General features: G+C 33.2%; 21 protein-coding genes. 8 read left to right on the forward strand and 13 right to left on the reverse strand.

The features are described 5' to 3' along the window. Positions 1 to 46: 46 nt before the first annotated feature. Positions 47 to 622 carry a pseudouridine synthase gene (locus B3C18_RS08025; protein WP_291145089.1) on the reverse strand — a complete coding sequence of 192 codons (576 nt, stop codon included), beginning with the start codon at positions 620 to 622 and terminating at the stop codon, positions 47 to 49. Between the two features lie 138 nt (positions 623 to 760). Here B3C18_RS08025 and B3C18_RS08030 point away from each other — a divergent pair, with 138 nt between their 5' ends. Together B3C18_RS08030 and B3C18_RS08035 are read left to right on the forward strand one after the other, a co-directional pair. Next, on the forward strand, positions 761 to 1,135 hold the full coding sequence (locus tag B3C18_RS08030; protein ID WP_291145091.1) for a hypothetical protein: 375 nt from the start codon (positions 761 to 763) through the stop codon (positions 1,133 to 1,135). Positions 1,136 to 1,419: 284 nt separating this feature from the next. Next, positions 1,420 to 4,830, forward strand: a complete 3,411-nt coding sequence (locus B3C18_RS08035; protein WP_291145093.1) for a T9SS-dependent choice-of-anchor J family protein — start codon at positions 1,420 to 1,422, stop codon at positions 4,828 to 4,830. Positions 4,831 to 4,888: 58 nt separating this feature from the next. Here the strand turns inward: B3C18_RS08035 and B3C18_RS08040 are convergent, their stop codons facing one another. The 4 genes from B3C18_RS08040 to B3C18_RS08055 all read right to left on the reverse strand — a co-directional run bounded on the left by B3C18_RS08040 (position 4,889) and on the right by B3C18_RS08055 (position 8,955). Then, positions 4,889 to 5,416, reverse strand: a complete 528-nt coding sequence (locus B3C18_RS08040) for a MepB family protein (protein WP_291145096.1) — start codon at positions 5,414 to 5,416, stop codon at positions 4,889 to 4,891. Positions 5,417 to 5,536: 120 nt separating this feature from the next. Continuing rightward, positions 5,537 to 7,393: a hypothetical protein gene (locus tag B3C18_RS08045; protein WP_291145099.1), complete on the reverse strand. Its 1,857-nt coding sequence runs from the start codon at positions 7,391 to 7,393 to the stop codon at positions 5,537 to 5,539. Continuing rightward, the gene (locus tag B3C18_RS08050; RefSeq protein ID WP_291145101.1) at positions 7,390 to 7,941 is read right to left on the reverse strand and encodes an RNA polymerase sigma factor; all 552 of its coding nucleotides are present in this window, start codon (positions 7,939 to 7,941) and stop codon (positions 7,390 to 7,392) included. Before B3C18_RS08050 ends, B3C18_RS08045 begins: the two co-directional genes overlap by 4 nt. A 162-nt stretch (positions 7,942 to 8,103) precedes the next feature. Then, on the reverse strand, positions 8,104 to 8,955 hold the full coding sequence (locus B3C18_RS08055) for a protease complex subunit PrcB family protein (RefSeq protein WP_053474304.1): 852 nt from the start codon (positions 8,953 to 8,955) through the stop codon (positions 8,104 to 8,106). Between the two features lie 200 nt (positions 8,956 to 9,155). Between B3C18_RS08055 and rmuC the strand changes: the two genes are divergently transcribed. The 4 genes from rmuC to B3C18_RS08075 all read left to right on the forward strand — a co-directional run bounded on the left by rmuC (position 9,156) and on the right by B3C18_RS08075 (position 12,842). Then, on the forward strand, positions 9,156 to 10,541 hold the full coding sequence (gene rmuC, locus B3C18_RS08060) for a DNA recombination protein RmuC (RefSeq protein WP_291145104.1): 1,386 nt from the start codon (positions 9,156 to 9,158) through the stop codon (positions 10,539 to 10,541). A gap of 167 nt (positions 10,542 to 10,708) precedes the next feature. Further along, a complete protein-coding gene (locus tag B3C18_RS08065) occupies positions 10,709 to 11,257 on the forward strand; it encodes an acyl-CoA thioesterase (protein ID WP_053474302.1) in 549 nt (182 codons plus the stop codon). A 42-nt stretch (positions 11,258 to 11,299) separates the two neighbouring features. Then, a complete protein-coding gene (locus B3C18_RS08070) occupies positions 11,300 to 11,695 on the forward strand; it encodes a VOC family protein (protein WP_291145108.1) in 396 nt (131 codons plus the stop codon). Positions 11,696 to 12,272: 577 nt separating this feature from the next. After that, positions 12,273 to 12,842, forward strand: coding sequence for a YceI family protein (locus tag B3C18_RS08075; RefSeq protein ID WP_291145110.1), 570 nt, complete (start codon positions 12,273 to 12,275; stop codon positions 12,840 to 12,842). 2 nt (positions 12,843 to 12,844) lie between these two features. Here B3C18_RS08075 and B3C18_RS08080 read toward each other — a convergent pair whose 3' ends face one another. Beyond that, complete coding sequence (locus tag B3C18_RS08080) at positions 12,845 to 13,756, reverse strand: TIGR01777 family oxidoreductase (RefSeq protein ID WP_291145112.1); 912 nt, start codon at positions 13,754 to 13,756, stop codon at positions 12,845 to 12,847. Between the two features lie 99 nt (positions 13,757 to 13,855). On the opposite strand from B3C18_RS08080, the gene B3C18_RS08085 reads away from it, so the two are divergent. Continuing rightward, on the forward strand, positions 13,856 to 14,518 hold the full coding sequence (locus B3C18_RS08085) for a TetR family transcriptional regulator C-terminal domain-containing protein (RefSeq protein WP_291145115.1): 663 nt from the start codon (positions 13,856 to 13,858) through the stop codon (positions 14,516 to 14,518). Continuing rightward, positions 14,515 to 15,819: an ABC1 kinase family protein gene (locus tag B3C18_RS08090; protein ID WP_291145118.1), complete on the forward strand. Its 1,305-nt coding sequence runs from the start codon at positions 14,515 to 14,517 to the stop codon at positions 15,817 to 15,819. Before B3C18_RS08085 ends, B3C18_RS08090 begins: the two co-directional genes overlap by 4 nt. Positions 15,820 to 16,009: 190 nt before the next feature. Here the strand turns inward: B3C18_RS08090 and B3C18_RS08095 are convergent, their stop codons facing one another. The 7 genes from B3C18_RS08095 to B3C18_RS08125 all read right to left on the reverse strand — a co-directional run bounded on the left by B3C18_RS08095 (position 16,010) and on the right by B3C18_RS08125 (position 23,028). Further along, the gene (locus B3C18_RS08095) at positions 16,010 to 17,305 is read right to left on the reverse strand and encodes a cryptochrome/photolyase family protein (RefSeq protein ID WP_291145121.1); all 1,296 of its coding nucleotides are present in this window, start codon (positions 17,303 to 17,305) and stop codon (positions 16,010 to 16,012) included. Between the two features lie 193 nt (positions 17,306 to 17,498). Further along, positions 17,499 to 18,008 (reverse strand): SRPBCC family protein, encoded by a 510-nt coding sequence (locus B3C18_RS08100; protein WP_291145124.1) that lies wholly within the window; start codon positions 18,006 to 18,008, stop codon positions 17,499 to 17,501. Between the two features lie 52 nt (positions 18,009 to 18,060). Then, entirely contained in the window at positions 18,061 to 18,501 is a 441-nt protein-coding gene (locus tag B3C18_RS08105) for a sterol desaturase family protein (protein ID WP_291145127.1), read from the reverse strand. Positions 18,502 to 18,750: 249 nt separating this feature from the next. Beyond that, positions 18,751 to 19,590: a phytoene/squalene synthase family protein gene (locus B3C18_RS08110; protein WP_291145130.1), complete on the reverse strand. Its 840-nt coding sequence runs from the start codon at positions 19,588 to 19,590 to the stop codon at positions 18,751 to 18,753. A 2-nt stretch (positions 19,591 to 19,592) separates the two neighbouring features. After that, entirely contained in the window at positions 19,593 to 21,059 is a 1,467-nt protein-coding gene (locus tag B3C18_RS08115) for a phytoene desaturase family protein (RefSeq protein WP_291145134.1), read from the reverse strand. Between the two features lie 38 nt (positions 21,060 to 21,097). Next, positions 21,098 to 21,997, reverse strand: a complete 900-nt coding sequence (locus B3C18_RS08120; RefSeq protein ID WP_291145138.1) for a MerR family transcriptional regulator — start codon at positions 21,995 to 21,997, stop codon at positions 21,098 to 21,100. 71 nt (positions 21,998 to 22,068) lie between these two features. Further along, entirely contained in the window at positions 22,069 to 23,028 is a 960-nt protein-coding gene (locus tag B3C18_RS08125) for an ion channel (protein WP_291145143.1), read from the reverse strand. Positions 23,029 to 23,038 lie beyond the last annotated feature (10 nt).

A 23,038-nucleotide genomic window follows, 5' to 3' on the forward strand; every position in this document is an offset into this window, starting at 1 on the left:
TGAATTATGAGTTATGAATTATGAGTTTCCTAAAATTATCTAATTATCAAATTGACACATTATCAAATTGATCTACTTCTAAAACCTCTCCGGCTTTTAAGTTTTGCAAATATACATTTCCTATCCGAACGCGAACTAAGCGTAAAGTGGGAAAACCAACTGCGGCGGTCATTTTTCGAACCTGACGAAATTTCCCTTCATTTACTGTAATCGAAGCCCAGGAAGTTGGGCCGTGTCGTTCGTCTCTGATTTTTTTGGCTCTCGGCCCAAAATCTGGAATTTCAGTAACGATAAAGGCAGAACAGGGTTTTGTTTTATATTTTCCGCCTTCAAAACCTATTTCAACACCTTTTTGCAATTTTTCAATTGCTTCGGGCGTAATTATGCCGTCAACCTGAACATAATATTCTTTGTCGACTTTTTTACTTCTTATCTGCTCGCTTACTTTTCCGTCAGTTGTTAGCAAAAGCAAACCTTCGGAATCTTCATCTAATCGACCAATTGCCATTGTGCCTTCGGGAAAATCATGAAGTTCGCCCAAAAGCTTTTTCTTTCTTTTCAATTCATAAATAAATTGACTTAAGTAGCCGTAAGGTTTAAAAAGAATGAAGTGTCGGTGCATGTTTTATTTTTTGCAAAGATAACCTTGTTTTTTCTTCATTAGAAATAATCGGTTAATAAACTAAAAGCAATGTTAAACCACTTTCTTTTAAAATTTAGAATTCGTAATATTAATATAGAAACTCAAAATAATAAAGATATGGAAACTAATAATTTAGGCTCTAAAAAGATAAATGGAGTACAAAAGGATATAGACGAAACGAAAGGAAAAAATATTTCACACGACGGAAAAGCTGATGATGCCAACCTGAAAAAAGAAGTAGTAGCAGATAAAAACGGAAATAAAAAAGTGGTAGACAGAGCCAGAAATGAAAATGAAGATATTCAAAAAGTAAAAGACGATGTAAATCCAGATAATCCAAATGCAAATCGCGGTGTTTCAAGTGATGAAGAAGCAAAAAAGACGGTAGAGAATAAAGACAGAAATTCTGATGTTGAACCAAACCGCTATCCAAACTCACATCCGGATAATCATGAAGATCGGGGGAATATGAAATTAGACGAAGATGAATAATTTAAGAAAAAGCTGTTCTGTTTAGAACAGCTTTTTTTATTGCAAAATAATTTAAAATGAAGTTTTTTCTTATAAAAAATAAAACGCTGTTTCGAGATTTCATAATTATTAAAAAATAGTGCGAAAACGCATTCTGCCTAAATCAGAAAAATTTTAGAATACAAAATTAGACTTACTGTTGATAAATATTTATGTAAAAACTTACAATTAATTTATGTTTTTACAATATTCCCTTAACTTTAAACAGTATAACTTTGATTTCTAAACCCCTATTATTAAAATTTATGAAAAACATTTACTCAATTCGCCATCTCGTGGCCTTTTTAAGTTTTTTTTGTTGTTCACTAAGTCTGGTTGCGCAAACCTTTCCAACTCCTCAGGATTTGCCATACCAGCAAAATTTTTCTATTGCTCCAAGTATTACAGCATATCCTGCTGGATTTCAAGGATGGACAGCAAGTACAGTTCCCGGATCTGCTTTTAATACAAATGCAGTATTAGTGGCAGACAGACCTTTAGTAGCTAATAGTACTGCGGTAACTAACAGCGGTAATTTTCATAATTATGATGGCAAAATTGGCTTTTTAAATACAGGTTCATTAGACCTTGCAATTGGTTTTGCTTTTGATGCTACGGGAGAAACAGCAATACAAGTACAATATGATGCCATGACAATTCGTAACCCTTATGATGTCGCTGCAAGCAGTACTCGTATAAATGAAATGGTTTTGCAATATAGAGTAGGTACAAGTGCGCCTTTTATTTCTGTATTATCAACTGTTTACCAAAATAATGATGTAAAGCAGACAACTGCCATTACAACTCCTCAAAACTTGAGAACCATAAAAGTAACTTTACCGGCTGAGTGCGACAATCAGCCAATAGTTCAAATTAGATGGATTTCAAGACAAGTTTCAGGATCAGGTTCGCGTCCGTCATTTGCAATTGATAATATCGATATTAAAAGCGATGTTGCAGCTCCGGTAAATGCTGCAGGTTATCCAAAAGCAGATAACATTTTAGCACAAAGCTTTGATTTTATTAATAAAGTAGACGAGCCTGCAAAAACGTATTATGTATTATTACCGGGCGGAAGTGCAGAACCTACAATTGCCCAGATAAAAGCAGGACAGGATGCAGCAGGAACAGCAGCCTTACAATCTGGATTTTTAGATATTACAAATGCATCTCAGGAATATGTAAAAAGTTTTACAGGATTAAGTTTAAGTACCGCATATTCTGTTTTTTCTATTTCCGAAGATCCTTATGGAAATATTGAGTCAACAGTAAATAGAATTGATGCAGCAACTTCAAGTGTTGCGCTTCCTAATTTAACACCATCAGTTGTTTCTTTGAATTTAGGTTTTTCTGAAACAAATTTTGATTCAGATATTTTTACGTACCAGCTTCAAGGTTTAAATCTTACAGATAATGTTGTTTTAACTTCAACAGCAAATTTTACTATTTCTAAAGATAACAGCACTTTTGCATCGACATTGACATTTACAGTGGCTGATTTTGCTTCAAATGCAACTCCAACTGTTTATGTAAAATTTAAACCAAATGCCATCAGCAGTTTTACTGGTGAAATAACGCATGAATCAAATGGAGCCGCAACAAAAATTGTTACGCTGACAGGAGTAGGAATTAATCCATACATACAAGGATTTAATGATCCTAATGTTTTATCTAACAGCGGATGGACACAGTATAACGTTGCCGGAACGATAAACAAATGGTCGCCAACAACTGTGGCAAGAAATGTAAATTCAGGAACTGGCGCCGTTTTAATGAACGGATTTTCAGATACCGGAGCGAGCAAAGACTGGTTGATTTCACCAAAATTACATTTAGATACTTTTGGACAATTTGCATTATTATCTTTTTACTCGCGTAAATTTTATGCTGGAACAAGTTTAAAATTAGTGGTATCTACGGATTATGATGGAAAAAGTAATCCGGAAACAGCAACCTGGACAGAATTACAAGGTAATTTTCCAACTGTTACAGGAACTTACACCAAATCACAGTACATTAAATTAAACGATTATATATCAAGCCATACGTATTTAGCCTGGGTTTATGAAACTACAGCTGGCGGAACTAATTTTGCAGCCGAATGGTCATTAGACGATGTTGCTATTACAAGTGAATCAGGTTATGTAGATTCAAATCCTGTTTTGGACTTTGGAGATGTTGCACAAAATACCGTTTCTGCAAGCCAGTCTTTTATTCTTAAAGCAGAAGGTCATAACGATATTACGATTACAGCTCCGGCATCTTTTGAATTATCATTGGATAATATTTCATTTCAATCCAGCATTGTAGTTACAACTGCCGATGCTGCAGCTGGAAAAACACTTTATGCAAGATTTGTACCTACTACAAAAGAGCTTTTAATATCTGGACAATTGACAGTAACCGGAACTGGATTAAACAAACAAATTGGTTTATTGACAGGTTCTTCTTTACCAAAAGCAGATACATTTGATGTGGTAACGTACAATTTAGAATTTTTTGGAACAGATGTAAAAGGAACTGACGGAGTAGAATTTGGTCCAACAGATGATGCTTTACAAATTGATAATGTTGCCAAAGTAATGAACAAACTAAATGCAGACGTTTATGTAGTTCAGGAAGTTTCTGATGATCCTTCGATTGATGCTTTAATTCAAAAAATAAACATCAACGGAAAAACATTCGGCAAAACAACTTCGACATCATGGTCGTATTCTTTTCAGGCACCAGATCCAAATTTCCCTCCGCAAAAACTAGTAGTACTTTACAACACGCAGACAACAACTGTAAAAAAGACTCGTGTTATGTTTAAAGAGTTTTATGATGAAGTTCGTGCCGGAACAAAAACGTTACCGAATTATCCGGGCGGAAATGGTTCAAGCTTTTTCTCTTCTGGACGTTTGCCATATTTAGTAACAATCGAAACTAATATGGGCGGATTTACAAAAGAAATTAATCTTGTAGATCTTCACGCACGCGCCAACAGCGGAAGCGATATTTCACGTTACAACATGCGTAAATATGATGCTCAAGTTTTAAAAGATAGTTTAGATGCGCATTATTCAAATTCTAATTTGATCATTTTAGGAGATTATAACGATGACGTAAAAGCATCTGTTATTACACCAAATCCTTCTTCTTATGAAAACTTTGTTACAGATCCTAATAACTACAATGCACTTACTTTAGGAATTAGTCAGGCTGGTGCTTACAGTTTTTTAAGTTCAGGCGGATTTTTAGATCACATTATAATTTCTACAGAATTAAGCGATGAATATATTCCTAATTCAATTGCGGTTTACGATCCTCGTAATGATATTCCAAATTACACCACAACAACATCAGATCACGGACCTGTAATTGCTCGTTTTGAATTAAAACAAGATGTTTTATCTACTCCTGATTTTGGAACTAAAAATGGATTTTTTGTAAGAGCATATCCAAATCCGGCAGTTGATGATTTAAATTTTGCAGTAAAAACAAGCGAAAACAGAAATCTTAAACTAAGACTTTACGATATAAACGGTCGTGTATTAGGAAATTCTATTGAAATTAAAAGCAGTCAGGAACTTTCAAATACAGTAATGTCAGTTCGTAATTTATATCCGGGACTTTACATTTATACATTATCAGAAAACAATAAAGTAATTTATAAAGAAAAAATCCTGAAAAAATAATCTTAGAGATTAATTCATAAAAAAAGGCAGTTCAATTGAACTGCCTTTTTGTTTCTATTTATTTGCCCAGTAAAAACTTAGCCCGATTTATATCTATTGGATCAGAAACGGACAAAAAATAGTCCAATTGCCATTGCTGTGTTTTTTGCGCTTGTTTACTTGTTGTTTCATCCCAAGGTGGATAAACTCTCGTGGCTCTTATTCCTTCTTTTGTTTGAGTTGTGAAAATTCCTTTTTTAAGCAAAGTCTCTTTCGGAAAAATAAACTGACCTAAAAGATTTTCTTTTTGAACACTTACAATCACAAAATCTATTGCATCAGAATAATCAAAAGGTTCAATAATTCCAGCTTTATTTCGTTTCCATAAAGTTACAAACTGACCCGTTTTGGTTGGCGTAATTTTAGCCGATCTAAATTTAATCTGGCTTTCGCCGATTTTAAAATCAAAAGCGTCATATTCCTGACTTTCTTTTTCAGGTTGAGGTTCAGAACATTCGAAATCGCAAATGTCATAAATCAATTCTTTTGCAACTTGTAAATTCTTTGGAATAAATTTTAGATCATTCCAGTTGTTTTTAAAGGTCATTTATTGTTTTATTTTTTCTGAAAATTACAATAAATCAAACATTATTCAATAAAAAAGGCAGTTCAATTGAACTGCCTTTTTGTTATATCTATTGGAATTAAAAACAATAAACTATAGATATTAAAAGTTAACATTTAATCCAAAATTCAATCCCCATTGAAATTGATTAAAAGATTGATTGCTTAAAGGATTTGCATAATAATTAACGGCAGGTTCAACAAAAACGTTTGTTTTTTTATAAACTCTATATTGTACCGTACTGCTCAAAGTTGTACCATAAACATAATCGTTTGCATTTACATTTTCACCCATAGAATTTCCATCGATGGCAACACTATTCGAAATCAGTTTACCAACAAATCCGCCTGTGTTTAGATTAATGTTTGTTCTGTTTTTATTAAAAACAGAATACGAAACTTCTAAAGGCATTTCGATGTATCGCAAATTTTGATCTAAATTTCCGGTTTCAATATTTTCACTTTTCAAAACATCCTTTGTACTGTTTGAAACCAAAACATAACGTGTATCACTTGCAATTTGAGGAACACTTTCATTTTTTACAAAATAATCGCTTGAGCTAAAAAGAGCTTGGTTTCTTGTGCTTAAATAGGAAACATTTGCTACACTTTGTCCCAGTTCATTGATTTTAAAACCAGAAGCAACGGCCCATTTTTTATTGATTTTGTACTGTGTTTTTACACCGTACGAATTACTTTGTTTCGAATCGTTTACGTTTCCTAAAGTTTTATTGTTTTTATAATTTTCAGAATTGGCAACACCGGCAAAAAGCTGTAAAGCCCATTTTTCTGATTTAGATAATACTTTGTCTTCTTTTTTCTTTTTCTCCTCTTCCGGAGTAACAGCTGCGATTCCTTTTTCTAAATTTTGAAGTTCAGCTAACTGTACAGAATCTTTTTTACTCAAAACATTTGAATTGGTAAGAGCAGTATTGTTTTTCGAATTACCATTTTGAACACTTGCAATACTTTTGTCAGCAGTCGTTTTTTGAATGTTTTCTTTCTCTTTATTCAACGAAAGACTTAAAGCATTTGGATTTCTCTTTGCAGCAGAATTTGAAGCATTAAGTGCAAGTACATTTTTGTTTTTTGAGGAAGAAAGATCCTCAAAAATTGAATTCGGTAATTGATTTCCTGAAACAGCATTAAAATTATTTGTTTTTGCCGGAGCAAATTTCTTCTCTGCTAAAATCTTATCAGCATTTCTTTTTTCAATGTCTGACTGACTTTTCGAACCAAAATTAAAAGAATCCGATTTGTTTGGGGCAAATGATTTCTCGGCAACAGCCTTATTTGAATTCTCCTTTTTAGTGGTCGAAAGTTGATTTTTAGATGCCACATTAAATCCATTTTCTCCAGCTGAAACAAATGATTTTTCGGCGACAGCGCGATTTATATTTTCTTTTTTATTGTTAGAAATTTGACTTTTAGAATCTGCATTTAACCCATTTTCTCTAGCTGGAACAAATGATTTTTCGGCTACGGCATTATTTCTTTCGACATTTACTTTTGGTTCAAAGCTGTTATTATTTGTTTTGTTTTGAGAACCTGTTTGAGCTTTAACTGTTTTTGAATTTTGATTTAATTGATTTTGGTCTGATTGATTAGTTGTTTTTTCTGATGACGAAACTCGATTATTATTAGATTCTTTTTCAAGGATATTTTCTTTATTTGGAATACTTCTTTCTGTGTCCTTATTTTTTTGATCCAGAACAACATTATTATCAATAGAATTGTTTTGTATGATTTTAATTCCCGAATTATCAGAACTAAAATGCAATACAGATGGGAGCAGTAAACCTAATAATAAGCATGCAGCCGCCGACCACCAAAGAATTGCTCTCTTCTTCTTTTTAGGTTTGTCGAGTTTTTCTTCAATCTGCCCCCACAATTCAGGAGGCGGAACACTCGAAAAGTCTTCCATTGATGAAAAAATATCTTCTATTTTTTGCTTCTTCATGCTATCTTAAAATTTTTTATGCTCAGTATTCTTTTTTGTAAAATATGCTTAGCTCTATTTAAATTTGATTTTGATGTTCCTTCAGAGATTTTTAGTAATTCGGCAATCTCTTTGTGTTTCATCTTTTCAAAAACATAGAGGTTAAAAACCGTTCGATATTGATCCGGTAAATCTCTAATATATTCTAACAGTTTTTCTTGTTCTATTGGGATAATGTCCAGTTCCTCTTCTTCTACAAAATCAGTATCGGGATCAAAAACATCAAGAAAGAAACTCTCTTTTTTCTTCTTATTTAAAGTCTCAATCAGTTTATTAATGAAAATCCGTTTTAGCCAGCCTTCAAAACTTCCTTCAAATTTATATTGGCCGATTTTTTGAAAAACAATTACAAATGCCTCTTGGAAAACATCCTTCGCATCGTCTTCGTTTTTCATATACTTTAGGCAAATACCATATAAAACAGGAGAGAACAACTGATATATTTTCAGTTGTCCTCCTCTGTCATTTTTCATGCAAAGCTTAATATATTTCTCTAAATCGTCTTTCAAAAAATGGATTAATTTGGTTTTGCAAAAATAGTTCTTAAAAGCTTACAAAACTACATTTTGTAAATAGTTAGAACTAGTGGTATTTTGTGTTAGTTTTTGATTATCAAGTATATCTGTATCTTTTGTTGGGTTGCAAAAGATACAGACGTTACTCAATGAGTATTATTTTAAGCTGTTGATTTTTGCCTTAAGCGCCATTCTGAAAGCTTTTATTTCACTGCTCATATCTGGAGTATCATTATTGTCAATAGTAATTTTAGTTACTGTAATTCCCTGACGAAGCTCAAAATAAACGCCACCCTGAGCACCTGGTGTACCATAGGTTTTTGTCTGACCTTTAATTGCTGTAATTTCTGTAGGGATAGTTTTTGACAATGTAGTATATTCACTTCTTACCGTTTTAGCATTATATTTATATTGCTCAAACTCATAGTTTCCGGTAGTTACGCCCAGGAATTTTAAAATATTGTAATCATTGATCTGAAAAAAGTCATTTGTAGTTCCAAAACTTCCAATCACGATATTATCAGGACTTTCGTTTGTTCTGTTAAACAAAATAGCTTTTGCTGTTTTTGGGATCAGGATGAAATCTGTTGGGTAAGTTGGAGTCTGCGTTAAAGTTTCTCCCGTTTGAGGTCCTTTTTCGTAGAAATTGACAATGATTTCGCAGTTATTTTGTACAATAGAAGTAATTTTTATAGCGTAACCATTTGTAGGTTTTACACCTGCAAAAAGTGCAATCATATAGTTATCACTAAAATTAATGTTTGGATCACTTGCAACTGTACAGGTATTGGCATGTTTTGTAAAATAAGCGTCCATTTTTTCCTGCGAAGTTATAATAAGCGCACTTGGATTATTAGGTAAAGTTTTTACACTATAATTGCATAAAACAGGGAAGCCCGAAAAAGGTAAATCTACATTAGTTCCACAGTCAACATTCAGGTCGTCATTACTAAGAGAGCAGGCGCTAAATCCAAAAGCGATAAATAAGCTCAACATTAATTTTTTCATGATTATTTTTTAATAGGTTATATAATGTAGATGAAGCTGCTTTAAAATGGTTGCGTGAAAAATTATTTTTTTAAAGGATTTCCGTAAATCTTATTTAGATTGTTTGTTTAATTTAGACCCCATACTAATTCGTGATATTTTAATTTTTAAAACCACGAACTACGTATTATTGCGTACTTTTACTTAAAATAAACTTAGATATGATAGAATTTCTTCCACTTTTATTGGCTTTTGTAATTGCTCTGTTTTTGGGTATATACTTAGGAAAAATGTTGTTTTCGGCTAGATTTCAGGCAGAAAAAGTAAGTTTAGAAGAAAGACTTAATGCAAATACAAATCAGTTTCAATTACAGAAAGAGCAATTTGAAACAGAAAGAAATAATTTTCAGAAACAACTTCATTTAACCAATTCTGAAAAAGAAAGCATTAGAACAGAAAAAGACAGTCTGGCCATTCAGCTTTCTAAAAAAGAAGTTGATTTTGAGAATCTATGGGAACGCCATAAAGAACAAAAAAGTGAAATAAACGAACTTCAGGAAAAATTTACCAAAGAATTTGAAAACCTTGCCAATAAAATCCTTGAAGAAAAATCGGCAAAATTTACAGAACAGAATAGTGAAAATATGAAAAACATTCTGCTGCCGCTTCAGGATAAAATTCATGTATTTGAACAAAAAGTAGATCAAACCCATAAAGAAAGTATCGATTATCATGCGGCATTGCGTCAGCAGATTATCGGTTTAAGTGAGATGAACGCTCAAATGAGCAAAGAAACCTTAAACTTGACCAAAGCATTAAAAGGCGACAGCAAAATGCAGGGAAATTGGGGCGAACTTGTTTTAGAACGTGTTCTAGAAAAATCTGGTTTAGAAAAAGGAAGAGAATACGAAGTGCAGCAAAGTTTTGTAAATGCCGAAGGAAACCGAGTTTTCCCAGATGTTGTAATCAATCTTCCAGACGGAAAGAAAATGATTGTCGATTCTAAAGTTTCTTTAGTAGCTTACGAAAAATGGGTAAACGAAGAATCTGATTTACTAAAAATAGATTGGCTTAAAGAACATGTTTCGTCCATTAAACGTCACGTTGAACAACTCGGAAATAAAAATTATCACGATTTATATCAAATAGAAAGCCCGGATTTTGTTTTGCTTTTTATTCCGATAGAACCCGCTTTTGCGATTGCGTTGAACGAAGATTCTACTTTATACAATAAAGCCTTCGACAGAAATATTGTAATTGTTACGCCAAGTACATTATTGGCAACTTTAAGAACAATTGATAGTATGTGGGCAAATCAAAAGCAACAGGAAAATGCTTTTGAAATTGCCAGACAAGCCGGGGCTTTATACGATAAATTTGAAGGTTTTGTTACCGATTTAGTTCGAATTGGAAACAAAATTAAAGATACCAAAACAGAATATGAAAGCGCCATGAATAAGCTTGTTGATGGCAAAGGAAACTTGATTTCGAGTGTAGAAAAATTGAAAAAGATGGGTGCAAAAGCCAAGAAATCACTTCCCGAAAATATCATCAACAGAGCTTTAAATACGGATGAAACCGAATTATTGAATCAAGAAAATATTTAAACACATAGAAACATAGATTTTATTTTTCTGTGAAAGAATTAAAAGAAACTAGTTTCTAACACATAGCTATGTTTTTTAATGCAAGTGAAACGCCTTTAACGACATTTAAAAACTATGTTTCTATGTGTTTAAGATAATAACTATAGAAATTTCCAAAAACAAAAAACATGACTACAGATTTTAAACCCGTTTCTTCATCAAAAATCAGCATTTCAGAATTAATGCTTCCGTCGCATACTAACTTTAGCGGTAAAATTCACGGGGGATATATTTTACAGCTTTTAGATCAGATTGCATTTGCTTCGGCTTCAAAATTTAGCGGAAACTATTGCGTCACGGCATCTGTTGATACAGTAAACTTTCTTAAGCCAATAGAGGTGGGAGAATTAGTAACCATGAAAGCTTCTGTAAATTATGTTGGAAGAAGTTCGATGATTGTGGGTATTCGTGTTGAAGCAGAAAATATTCAAACCGGAGTAATCAAACATTGTAATTCATCTTATTTTACAATGGTTGCCAAAGATAAAGAAGGAAAAAGCGTTCCCGTTCCCGGACTTATTTTATCTAATCTCGATGAAGTTAGACGTTTTAGAAAAGCAATCAAACATATTGAAGTTAGAAAAGAAGTTGAAGAACACGAAAAAGTTGCCAATATAAACTCAATCGAAGACTTAGCAAGCTTAGATAAATACAATGTACTTTTAGAAATCAGCTAAATTTCCCTATCTTTATTTGATACACATTTAAATAAAGAAATCATGGTAAAGTTTGGATATACAATTTTGTACGTTGAAGACGTAGAAAAATCAATAGAGTTTTATGAGAATGTATTTGGATTTGCAAGAAAATTTATAAGCCCGGATAATGATTATGGAGAATTAAATACCGGAGAAACCACCATTTCGTTTGCATCAAAAAAGTTAGCATCGCATAATTTAAGCGAAGGTTTTATTGAAAGCAGTTTAGAAGATAAACCTTTTGCAATAGAATTGGGTTTTATTACAGAAGATGTTGGAGATCTTGTTCAAAAAGCAACTTCGTTTGGAGCGGTTTTAGTTACAGAACCAAAGAAAAAGCCGTGGGGACAAATTGTGGCGTATGTAAGAGATACAGATGGTTTTTTATTGGAGATTTGTACGCCAATGCATGGATAAAATGTCATTAATAATAGCAGTATAGTCCCTACGGGACATTTTGGGGCTATTCATTGTTTTTTTCTACCGATATGTAATCTCTACGAGATATTCCGTTAGGAATTACATATCGGTAGAAAAAATTAAAATTTTCAAAAACGAATTTTGTTCAAATAGAATATTCACAAAAGAATATCTCGTAGAGATTACATATCGGTAGAAAAAAAATAAATTGTCTATCCCATTTTTGTCCCGTAGGGACTATATGGCATTTATTATTTCGCTGTCAAAAAAAATATCTCGTAGAGATATCTCGTCGGTAGAAAAAATAACATTTTCGACCCCAATATTTGTCCCGTAGGGACATTTGATTTCACCTCAAATAAATTACATTTCACATTTTATATCCACCATTTCGTACACCAAAATATTCACAAATATTTAGCACTAGTTCAAGAACTCCGCATCTCTAAATTTCGTAACTTTAAGTATAAACATTAGGTTACGAATTTTTTCACGGAGTACTGCCGTTCTATTTTTGAACTTGTAAAATTCTTCTTAGAAATAGAATGACATAATTGTTTAATTGATGACGATTATGAAAAGAACTACATTGCTTATTTTATTTTTTACTGCATTTTCATTACTTGCCCAAGACAAATTTAAAACCACTACGGCAGTTGTAAATTTTGAAGCTTCTGTTCCTTTTTTTGAAGAAGTAAAAGCAGTAAATAAACTCGGAACTATTATTCTAGAACCAGAAACAAGTACTTTAATCTGTACTGTTGTAATCAAAGATTTTCGTTTTAAAATGGATTTAATGGAAGAACATTTTAATGAAAATTATATTGAAAGCCATCGTTATCCAAAAGCAGTTTTTAAAGGAAAAGTTCAAAAATTTGATTTAAAAAACGTTGATGAAATTGAAAAGGAATATGACGTAAAGGGAAAACTTTACCTTCACGGAAAATCGAAAATCATTGAAATGAAAGCTTTGATAAAAAGAGTTCCGGACGGAATACAAATTTCGTGTAATTACCCCATTTCAGTTTCAGATTTTAATATAGAAATACCGAGCGTTGTTGCCAGCAAAATTTCACAAACGGCCAATACTAATTTACTTGGAGTTGTGAAAAGTGAAGATATGAAGTATCTAACTTTGAAATGATTTTAATGAATGCTTGCTATAAGCGCTTTTTCTAAATCGGTAAACTGAAATTCAAATCCGGTTTTTTGTATTTTTTCTGATGACACCCTTTGCCCTGTTAAGACAGCTTCACTCATTTCTCCTAAAACAACTTTAAGAATAAAAGGAGGGATTTTAGGAAGCCAGATCGCATATCCGTATAATGTTGCTAATATTTTAGAAAACCTCGAATTTGTAGTGTTATCTGTCACGGCTGCATTATACGGGCCATGCATTTGGTTATCTGTAACTGCTTTGCAATAAATTTGAGATAAATCCTCGATATGAATCCACGGTAAATATTGTTTTCCTGAACCTAAAACTGCACCAAAACCGGCTTTAAAATTAGGATTGACTTTTTTTAGAAACCCTTCATCTTTTCCCAAAACAATGGCAGTCCTGATTTTTACAGTCCGAATTCCTAACGATTCAATTTTATCAGCTGCATTTTCCCAAATTTGGCAGGTTGTCCCTAAAAAATCATTTGCCGCAGGCGTTTCTTCTGTACAAACTTTGTGACTGGTAACAGCGCCGTAAATACCAACTCCCGAAGCCGAAATAAAAGCATCAAGTTTTTTATTGTTTTTTTCTAAAACCGAAAAAATCAAATCAATGGGTTTTATGCGGCTTTCCAGAATTGCTTTTTTTCTCTTTTCTGTCCATCTCTTTTCAACGATTCCTTCGCCCGCAAGATGAATTATGAAATCAGCATTTAGGACGGCATTTTCATCTATATAATTTTTGTTCAAATCCCATTTATAATAGGTGATTTCAGCAGTGTTTTCTTTATTAGAACGACTCAAAACAGACACAGAATATCCAGCTTCAATAAGAACATTTGTTAAATGCTTTCCAATGAATCCGCTTCCGCCGGTTAATAGAACATTTTGAGCCATAATAGTTTATAATATATTTAACAGTGCTTGCTGATTAATGATGAGTAAAGGTACTTAAACAATGTTTACCTTTATGGCAAATTCTAAATTTTAAATAAAATGACGACTAAAAAGAAGGTAATTACCAAAGATGATATCGTTTCAAAATACATGGAAGAAGTTTTAGAAAAAGGCCAAAAACCAAAATCAGTTTATCATTTTACCAAAGAAAATGATTTTACTGAAGCTGAGTTTTATTCCTTTTTTGGAACATTAGAAGGTTTAGAAAAAGAAATATTCCGACTGTTTTTTGAAAACACAGTCAGCTTACTTCACAAAAACGAAGAATATCAGGAATATGACATGAAGAATAAAATGCTGAGTTTCTATTTTACCTTCTTCGAAATCTTAACCGCAAACAGAAGTTACGTTTTACAATCGCTTAAAGTTGATAGAAATCCGCTTAAAAACCTGGTTCAGTTAACTACACTTAGAAACAGTTTTAAAGAATATGTTGCAGAAATTCTGACTGATGATTATAGATTAGAATTAGAAAAACTGCAGAAATATCAGGAAAAAGCCATTCAGGAATCGGCATGGTTACAGTTAATGCTGACCATTAAATTCTGGATGGAAGATGAATCTGCTGCTTTTGAAAAAACAGACATTTTTATCGAAAAATCAGTTAATGCATCATTTGAGTTAATGAATGTTGCGCCAATGAATCATTTAATAGATTTTGGAAAATTTCTATTCAAAGAAAAAATATACAGCAAACAATGAAAACGATTGATTATATCCCAACTTCAAAAATAGAAAGAGCCGGAAAACTAGTTCAAACCGGCGCCAAAATCGGAGTAAATTATATTAAACACTACGCCGAAAAAGTAGTAAACCCAGATTTAACTCGTGACAAACTAAACGAAAATAACGCCGAAGATATTTATGACGGACTTAAAAGTTTAAAAGGAAGCGCCTTGAAAGTCGCGCAAATGCTAAGCATGGACAAAAACTTTTTGCCTCAGGCTTATGTGGAAAAATTCTCTTTGTCACAATTTTCAGTTCCGCCGCTTTCTGCGCCTTTGGTTTTAAAAACGTTCAAAACTAATTTTGGGAAAACACCTTATGAAATTTTTGACGAGTTCAATGCAAATTCAGTAAACGCAGCAAGTATTGGTCAGGTTCATTTAGCCAAGAAAGATGATAAAAAACTGGCAGTTAAAATTCAATATCCGGGCGTTGCCAACAGTATTTCTTCAGATTTAGCTTTGGTAAAACCTATTGCAATCAGAATGTTTAATCTGCAGGGAAAAGATTCTGATAAATATTTTAAAGAAGTCGAAGACAAACTTATTGAAGAAACGAACTATTTGTTAGAATTAAAACAAAGTCAGGAAGTTGTACAAGCCTGTAATAAAATTGAAAACATCATTTTCCCAAATTACTATCCGGAATTTTCATCAGAGAAAATCATTACAATGGATTGGATGACAGGGATTCATCTTTCTGAATTTACGGCTAAAAATACAGATCAGGAAGTTGGCGATAAAATAGGGCAGGCGCTTTGGGACTTTTACATGTACCAAATTCACGTTTTGCGAAAAGTACACGCAGATCCGCATCCGGGAAACTTTTTGGTTAATGATGAAAACCAATTAATTGCTTTGGATTTTGGCTGTATGAAACAAATTCCTGAGGATTTTTACACGCCATATTTTGAGTTAATCAATAAAAATGTAATTACAGATGAAAAACTTTTTAATGAGAAATTATTCGAATTAGAAATTCTGCGTCCAGATGATTCACCTTCAGAAGTGGAATATTTCACCGAAATGTTTCATGATTTATTATCACTTTTTACCAAACCTTTTCAAAACGAAACTTTTGATTTTGCCGATGAAACTTTCTTTGAAAGCATTGCTAAATTAGGCGAACGTTTCTCAAACGATACGAATCTTAAAAAAATGAACGGAAATCGTGGTTCTAAGCACTTTATTTACATGAACCGTACTTTCTTCGGACTTTATAATTTAATGTTCGATTTGAAAGCGAAAATTGTGGTTGATAATTATTTGAAGTATTAAGAATTGTTTCTTTTGTTTCAGGTTTCAAGTTTCAGGTTATTAGATTGAAAACAATTGTTGTCTTCCTGAGCGAAGTCGAAGGACTGCAAAGTAAGGACACACAGTATGGATAAAGCATGCGATCCTTCGACTTCGCTCAGGAGGACACACTGGATGTAACTTGAAACTTGAAACCTGAAACAAAAAAAACTTATTTCAAAATCCCCGCTTTATATGTCGCAATCGCGCGATCTCTCGCAAAGGCATGATCAACCATAGGTTCGTTATAACCAAAATCAAACTCAGGAATCCATTTGCGGATGTATTCTCCTTTTTCGTCAAATTTCTTTTGTTGGATTTCAGGATTAAAAACTCTGAAATAAGGTGCGGCATCGCAGCCTGTTCCCGCAGCCCACTGCCAGTTTCCTACATTTGAAGCGAGTTCGAAATCCAGTAGTTTTTCGGCAAAATAAGCTTCGCCCCACTGCCAGTTAATCAATAAATGTTTGCATAAAAAACTAGCCACAACCATACGAACGCGATTGTGCATATAACCCGTTTCGTTTAACTGACGCATTCCGGCATCGACCATAGGATATCCGGTTGTTCCGGAACACCAGCGTTTGAAATCTTCTTCATTATTTCTCCATTGAATTCCGTCGTAAGCTGATTTGAAATTATGATTGACACAATTGGGAAAACTGAACAGAATCTGGATAAAAAATTCTCTCCAAATCAATTCGCTTAAAAAAGTCTGATTTTTTCGATTTGCCCAGTTTACTAATTTCCGAATACTCACGGTTCCGAAACGTAAATGCGGCGAAAGATAAGATGTACTGTCAAGAGCCGGAAAATCTCTTGTTTCTTTATAATTGGCAATTTGTGTTAAGTTGTGTGGCTGAACTTTTATCGTACTTCTTTCAAAACCAATTGCTGCTAATTCAGGAAATGTAAATTGATTTTTTGCAAAATTAGATTGAAATGAAACAGAATCATATTCTGGAGCTGATCCTGAAAAATGATATTTCTCCAACCATTTATTTTTATAAGGCGTATAAACTGTGTACGGAAGTCCGTCGGCTTTTGTGATTTCTTTTTCTTCGAAAATAACGTGATCTTTAAAAGAGAAACATTCGATATTATTTTCTTTTAATAAGGAACAAATTGCAGTATCACGTTCAATAGCAAAAGGCTCATAATCTTTGTTGAAGAATACGTTTTGAATGTCGAATTCTTCCAGAAGCGATTTCCATACGTCTTTTGTTTTTCCTTTTTTGATTAAAATCGAAGACTCAAAAGTATTTAATTCAGTATTTATTTTTTGAAGTGAATCGTAAATGAAGCTTACTCTGGCATCGTTTTTTGGAAGATTATCCAGAATATCATCATCAAAAATAAATAATGGAATTACAGGAAAATTGGATTGTAAGGCGTGAAATAATCCGGTATTGTCTTCTAAACGCAAATCACGTCTGAACCAGAAAAAGGAAACTTTTTGTTTTGTCATTTTATAATTTTCGCTTGACGAATATTTTGTATTGTGTGTGGTTTTTTAAACACATAGAAACATAGGTTTTATTTTTCTTGTGAAAGAATATGGAAAGAAACTAGTTTCTCACACATAGCTATGTTTGTTTATGCAAGTGAAACGCCTTTTCTAAGCAATATAAACTAAGTTTCTATGTGTTTAAAATAAATATTTATATGCTTTTTTGTTCGGCATTAATCTGAATAATCCTTGGCTGTGATTTTGAATTAAACAATTCCTCGATTTTGTTATAACGGAAATCAAAAATCGTTTTTAGTTTGTTCTTCACCACCAACCGATTCATAATTCTTCCTAATATTCCGAGTGGGAGCGCATAATGAACAATGTCTGTCATTTTGGTTCCGCCGTCGATTGTTCGTTCAAAAAAGTGTTTGTGATGCCATAATTTATAAGGACCAAAACGCTGAACATCGATAAAATAATTATTTTCTTTGCAAGCTGTGATTTCGGTAACCCACGAAATTTTGATTCCTAAAAGCGGTCGCAAAGTATACGTTATAATTTGTCCGTGATACATTCGCTTTTCGTCAAAATCCTTGATTTCAAAATTCATATTGTCGAGTGTAATCGTCTGTAGGTTTTTTGGACTGGAGAAAAAATCCCAGCAGTCTTCGACCTTGGCGTTTACATATTGTACGGTTGCTATCTTGTATAATTTCATCTTCTAACTAAATCAATTGTTACAAATGTATCTTTGGGAACGCCCAAATAAACTACATTTTATAATATTTTAAGGGTACAAACAACATTCCGAAACATTCTCCTTTTTCTTTATTTAGGTGTTTGTGGTGTATTTTATGCGCCTTTCGGAGTCCGATGAGGTATTTGTTTTTGGTGTTTTTGAACCATTTAAATCGCTGATGAATTAATACATCGTGAATTAAAAAATAACAAGCTCCGTAAAGCGTAATACCGCAGGCAATAAAAAACAAATAATTGAACCCGCCCTGAACTCCAAAATAAAATAAAAGAATACTCGGCGTCGCAAAAATGACAAAGAAAATATCATTGCGCTCAAAAGTATGCTCGTATTTTGGCTGATGATGATCGGCATGAAAATACCACATAAAACCGTGCATTACATATTTGTGCGTAAGCCAGGTAACACATTCCATAAACAGAAAAACGCCTAAAAAGATTAAAAAAGAAATCATTTTATAAATGTTGTTATTAAAATTATGATTTAAAATCTGTAGAGTTTAGCTTTAGTTTATAAAATATTGACTCTAAAGATTATTTTTTTGTTATTGTGAGTTCTCTCATTTTTGTCATCCTGAGCGAAGTCGAAGGACCGTAAGCAGCTCCGCAATCTAAAGTGACAATCTTTGTAGAGCTTCTCGCGTTCCTTCGACTTCGCTCAGGATGACAAACTGTTGGCTTAACCGCAAGCATAGCTTGAAAAATCATACTAATTTCAATTTATACGTCACAAACGACTGCGCTAAAAGCCCGGCTTTTGTATAATTTGAAACCCGGATTCTTGAATTTCCAATTTCATGAGACGGCGTATTTTTTAGTTTTTTAAGCAGTTTTCTGTAATAAACATAAGCGGTATAAACTCCAAATTTAGCTTCAATTGGCAGTTTTACAATTCCCTGATAAGCAACACGAAAATCTTCTTCGATTTCTTTGATGATCTGCGCTTTTGAATCTTCGTTGAAATTGTTGAGGTTAACGCCCGGAAAATAAGTTCGGTTTAAGATGGTATTGTCATCTTTTAAATCTCTCAAAAAATTCACTTTCTGAAATGCCGATCCTAATCGCATGGCTTCGCTTTTTAACTGCTCGTATTTATGTTCTTTTCCCGATACAAAAACCTTTAAACACATTAAACCCACAACATCGGCAGAACCGTAAATGTAATCTGCATATTCTGCTTGTGTGTTGTAAGTTGATTTTATAAGGTCGAGTTTCATGCTTTTTAAAAATGCCTGAACCAGATCGTCGGTAATATTATATTCTTTCACCGTATGCTGAAAAGAATTTAAAATAGGATTTAGGCTGATTCCTAATTCCATTGCTTTGTAATACTCTTTTTCGAAATCGTCGATAAGATATTCTTTTTCAAAATCATGAAAAGAATCTACAATTTCATCAGCAAAACGAACAAATCCATAAATGCTGTAAATGGCATCGCGAATGCTTGGTGACAGCATTTTTACGGCAAGTGAAAAAGAGGAACTGTAGTTTTTGGTAACTAATTTGCTGCATTTAAAAGAAACGGCGTCGAATAGTGATTTCATTTTTAAGATCTTAAAGATTTTTGAATTAATTCAGCGGCTAGTTTTCCTGAAATTAATGCAGGAGGAACACCTGGCCCGGGAACAGTCAATTGTCCTGTGAAATATAAGTTACGTACTTTTTTGCTTTTTAGTTTTGGACGCAAAAATGCCGTTTGCAATAATGTGTTGGCCATTCCGTAAGCATTTCCTTTGTAGGCGTTATAATCTGCTTCAAAATCGTTTTTACAGAATGATTCCTTAAATATAATGCTATTTCTGATTTCTTGTTGCGTAAGCAGCTCGAAACGAGTAATTATCTTTTCAAAATATGTTTCTCTTAGTGTTTCGTTATCTTCAATTCCGGGTGCCAGCGGAATCAGGAAAAATCCGGTTTCCATTCCGTCGGGCGCAGCGGTTTGATCTGTTTTAGACGGAAAGTTGGCATAAAATAACGGAGCTTCCGGCCATTTTGGATTATCATAAATATCTGCCGCATGCTGATTAAAATCGACATCAAAAAATAAAGCATGATGCGAAATGTTGTCAATCTTCTTATTGAAGCCTACAAAAAACAGGAGAGAAGACGGTGCAAAGATCCGGCTTTCCCAGTATTTTTGAGAATAAACCTGATGTTTTTTTTCCAGTAAAGTTTCGGTATGTTGATAATCTGCACCGCTTAAAATTATATCAGCATTTATAATTTCGCCGTTGATAACAATTCCTGTCGCGGTTTTATTTTCAACGATTATTTTTTCAATAGGAGAATTTGTTTTGATAGTAACGCCAAGTTCTACAGCTAATTTTTCAATTCCTCGAATAACATCAAACATTCCGGTTTTAGGATGCCAGGTTCCGAGTCCGAAATCGGCATAATTCATAAAATTGTAAAATGAAGGCGTTTTGGTTGGCTTTGCTCCGAGGAATAAAACAGGAAATTCAAGAATTTGAATCAGTCTTTCATTTTTAAATTTCCTGCGAATATCAGAACTCACATTGCTAAAAAACTGATTGAGTTTTAACGCGCTTTCTTTTGTAATTAATTCTAAAGGAGAAACTCCGGGACGATAAACCAAATCTTTTATAGCAATATCATAATTGCTTTTGGCTTGATTGATAAAGGTTTCCAGTTGTTTACCGCTTCCTTTTTCAATTTCTTCAAATGTGGCTTTAATGTCTTCCAAATTATCATAAATGCTGATAAAATCATTTATTCCAAAATAAACACGATAGGCAGGATTTAGTTTTATAAGCTCGTAATAATCGGATGGTTTTTTATTGAAGTCATTAAAAAAACGTTCAAAAACATCTGGCATCCAATACCAGCTTGGACCCATATCGAATGTGAAACCCTCTTTTTTGAATTGTCTTGCGCGGCCTCCAATCGTTGGATTTTTTTCATAAATAGTGACCTTGTTTCCTTGTTGTGCCAAGTAACATGATGCGGCTAACGAAGAAAAGCCCGAACCTATAATTGCAATAGTTTTTGTCATTTTTGTTTAATAAATATACAAAAACTTTGAACAAAATATTAAATTGTTTCCATTGTTTCTTCCATCGAATCAAAAATACGGATTCTATCCGGCAGGTTTTTTTGATCAATATGTTCGACCATTTTACCCATAAGCCAGATTTCATTATTTTTTTGCAGCAGTTTTTGCCCCATTGACTTGACATATTGGTTAATAACGCCTCGATCCGGCTGGATTGTCATGAAAGATACAAAAGTAATGTTTTCAAAATGCTTGGTTAAATCCTGCAGGTTTTCAATTGGCATACTTTCACCTAAATAAATGGTTTTGTAGCCTTTAGATAAAATTTCATATTGAAGATAAAGTAATCCTATTTGATGAATTTCATTTAATGGAAGGGAAAGAACAAAGATTCTGTCTGTTTTTGTTGGTTTTTGAATCTGAAGGCTTTCGGTATAAATTAAGATTTTCTGTTTGATCAAATGACTCATAAAATGTTCATTTGCAGGCGTAATCGTTTCCGACTGCCACAATAATCCCAATTCTTTTAATAAGGGTAAAAAATGTTCTTTAAAAACTTCTTTGAACGTTTTTTCAGAAATAAGCCAGTCAAACGTATTGAAAAACAGTTCCTGATCAAAATTCATCATCGCCATTTTAAAAGAGGTAATGGCGTAATTTTGAGAGTTTTTCTTCGAAATAATTTCACGTACCAACTGCGGAATTTTTTCTTCCGGGTAAGTTGCTATTTTAGAAATTTTATAACCGTATTCGTGTAATAATGTGATGTTTAGAAGTTTCTGAAGGTTTTGCAGATTATAAAGTCTGATATTGGTATCAGTACGCATTGGCTCCAAAATGTTATATCTTTTTTCCCAAATGCGAATCGTGTGTGCTTTTATTCCGGATAAATTCTCAAGATCTTTTATACTGAAAACAGTTTTTATATTGTTTACCATTTGATACGATTATGTAAACAAAAGTAAAATAAAATCTCAAAAAACCTTAAAAACTTGAGAAAAATGATTCTTTATGAGAAGTTTGTAGTATCAAACTGATCTAATTTGTCTAAATGTAAAATAGTTTTAGAGCCGTCTTTGCTTCGGTTGTACATAATTTTGAATTTTGCACCGTAAATGATTTCGCTAAAAGTATACGAAGTTCTGGCTGCCACGGTATTACTAAACATATCATCAAAAGTGGTGATAAAAACTAAAATCTCGCCGTGTGTGTTTTTAAAATCTTCTTCGGTAAAAGTGTACAATGGGCTGTTTTCATCAATGGGATGAACTAATGTCCAGCTTAGCGAAAGCGCATTTATACGATCTATTTCGAGGTTAAGACTATAGAATTTATTTACTCTTTGTCCATTTTCTTCAACGCTCATTCCTAAAGTCACTTTTGCTATTGCATCTGTAAAATTGGTGTTTTTAAAAGGAACAAGTCGTATCATTAAACCTTTGCCTTCTCCGTAAGGAGAAATTAAAGCATTGTGCGAAAATTTTAAAAAAGCAGTTGGTTTGCTGAATCTTCCAAAGAATAAACCCGTTGCAATGGCAAAACTGAGCAAACCAATTAAAGCCTCGGCTGCAGATAAAGCACTTGTAAGGAATCCGGTTGGGCTGATATGTCCGTAACCAACGGTTGTAAAAGTCTGTGCACTAAAAAAATAAGCCTGTCCAAACTGTGTTAAAAGACTTCCGGATGGTGAAATTCCGTCCAGATGTTCAATCCCGATGGCGTAATAAACAACCGCAAAAATAAAATTGATTATAATATAGAAAGAGAATAAAATGAGCATGAATTTCCAGTTGGGCATATCGATCATGGTATGATACCAGCTTATTCTTCGAAGCAGGTTCATACCTCTTTTTTCGATATTTGGAGTTCCGTTTTTATTTACAAATCTTCCGCCGTAGCTTCCGGCATTCGTGCCAAATCCTGAATTTTTATCTGTTTGAAGGTTATTTATTTTTCTTAAAAGTGACATGCAGTTTTTA

It is taken from the genome of Flavobacterium sp. UBA7680 (assembly GCF_002482975.1).
In the GTDB taxonomy this organism is placed as follows: Bacteria; Bacteroidota; Bacteroidia; order Flavobacteriales; family Flavobacteriaceae; genus Flavobacterium.

What these genes read in the sequence shown, in the direction of transcription:
- B3C18_RS08105 (WP_291145127.1), bottom strand. Translation starts at nt 18,501, where the DNA reads ATGATTTCTTTTTTAATCTTTTTAGGCGTTTTTCTGTTTATGGAATGT.
- B3C18_RS08035 (WP_291145093.1), top strand. Translation starts at nt 1,420, where the DNA reads ATGAAAAACATTTACTCAATTCGCCATCTCGTGGCCTTTTTAAGTTTT.
- B3C18_RS08025 (WP_291145089.1), bottom strand. Translation starts at nt 622, where the DNA reads ATGCACCGACACTTCATTCTTTTTAAACCTTACGGCTACTTAAGTCAA.
- B3C18_RS08110 (WP_291145130.1), bottom strand. Translation starts at nt 19,590, where the DNA reads ATGAAATCACTATTCGACGCCGTTTCTTTTAAATGCAGCAAATTAGTT.
- B3C18_RS08075 (WP_291145110.1), top strand. Translation starts at nt 12,273, where the DNA reads ATGAAAAGAACTACATTGCTTATTTTATTTTTTACTGCATTTTCATTA.
- B3C18_RS08045 (WP_291145099.1), bottom strand. Translation starts at nt 7,393, where the DNA reads ATGAAGAAGCAAAAAATAGAAGATATTTTTTCATCAATGGAAGACTTT.
- rmuC (WP_291145104.1), top strand. Translation starts at nt 9,156, where the DNA reads ATGATAGAATTTCTTCCACTTTTATTGGCTTTTGTAATTGCTCTGTTT.
- B3C18_RS08040 (WP_291145096.1), bottom strand. Translation starts at nt 5,416, where the DNA reads ATGACCTTTAAAAACAACTGGAATGATCTAAAATTTATTCCAAAGAAT.
- B3C18_RS08065 (WP_053474302.1), top strand. Translation starts at nt 10,709, where the DNA reads ATGACTACAGATTTTAAACCCGTTTCTTCATCAAAAATCAGCATTTCA.
- B3C18_RS08095 (WP_291145121.1), bottom strand. Translation starts at nt 17,305, where the DNA reads ATGACAAAACAAAAAGTTTCCTTTTTCTGGTTCAGACGTGATTTGCGT.
- B3C18_RS08070 (WP_291145108.1), top strand. Translation starts at nt 11,300, where the DNA reads ATGGTAAAGTTTGGATATACAATTTTGTACGTTGAAGACGTAGAAAAA.
- B3C18_RS08080 (WP_291145112.1), bottom strand. Translation starts at nt 13,756, where the DNA reads ATGGCTCAAAATGTTCTATTAACCGGCGGAAGCGGATTCATTGGAAAG.
- B3C18_RS08030 (WP_291145091.1), top strand. Translation starts at nt 761, where the DNA reads ATGGAAACTAATAATTTAGGCTCTAAAAAGATAAATGGAGTACAAAAG.
- B3C18_RS08120 (WP_291145138.1), bottom strand. Translation starts at nt 21,997, where the DNA reads ATGGTAAACAATATAAAAACTGTTTTCAGTATAAAAGATCTTGAGAAT.
- B3C18_RS08100 (WP_291145124.1), bottom strand. Translation starts at nt 18,008, where the DNA reads ATGAAATTATACAAGATAGCAACCGTACAATATGTAAACGCCAAGGTC.
- B3C18_RS08055 (WP_053474304.1), bottom strand. Translation starts at nt 8,955, where the DNA reads ATGAAAAAATTAATGTTGAGCTTATTTATCGCTTTTGGATTTAGCGCC.
- B3C18_RS08085 (WP_291145115.1), top strand. Translation starts at nt 13,856, where the DNA reads ATGACGACTAAAAAGAAGGTAATTACCAAAGATGATATCGTTTCAAAA.
- B3C18_RS08090 (WP_291145118.1), top strand. Translation starts at nt 14,515, where the DNA reads ATGAAAACGATTGATTATATCCCAACTTCAAAAATAGAAAGAGCCGGA.
- B3C18_RS08115 (WP_291145134.1), bottom strand. Translation starts at nt 21,059, where the DNA reads ATGACAAAAACTATTGCAATTATAGGTTCGGGCTTTTCTTCGTTAGCC.
- B3C18_RS08125 (WP_291145143.1), bottom strand. Translation starts at nt 23,028, where the DNA reads ATGTCACTTTTAAGAAAAATAAATAACCTTCAAACAGATAAAAATTCA.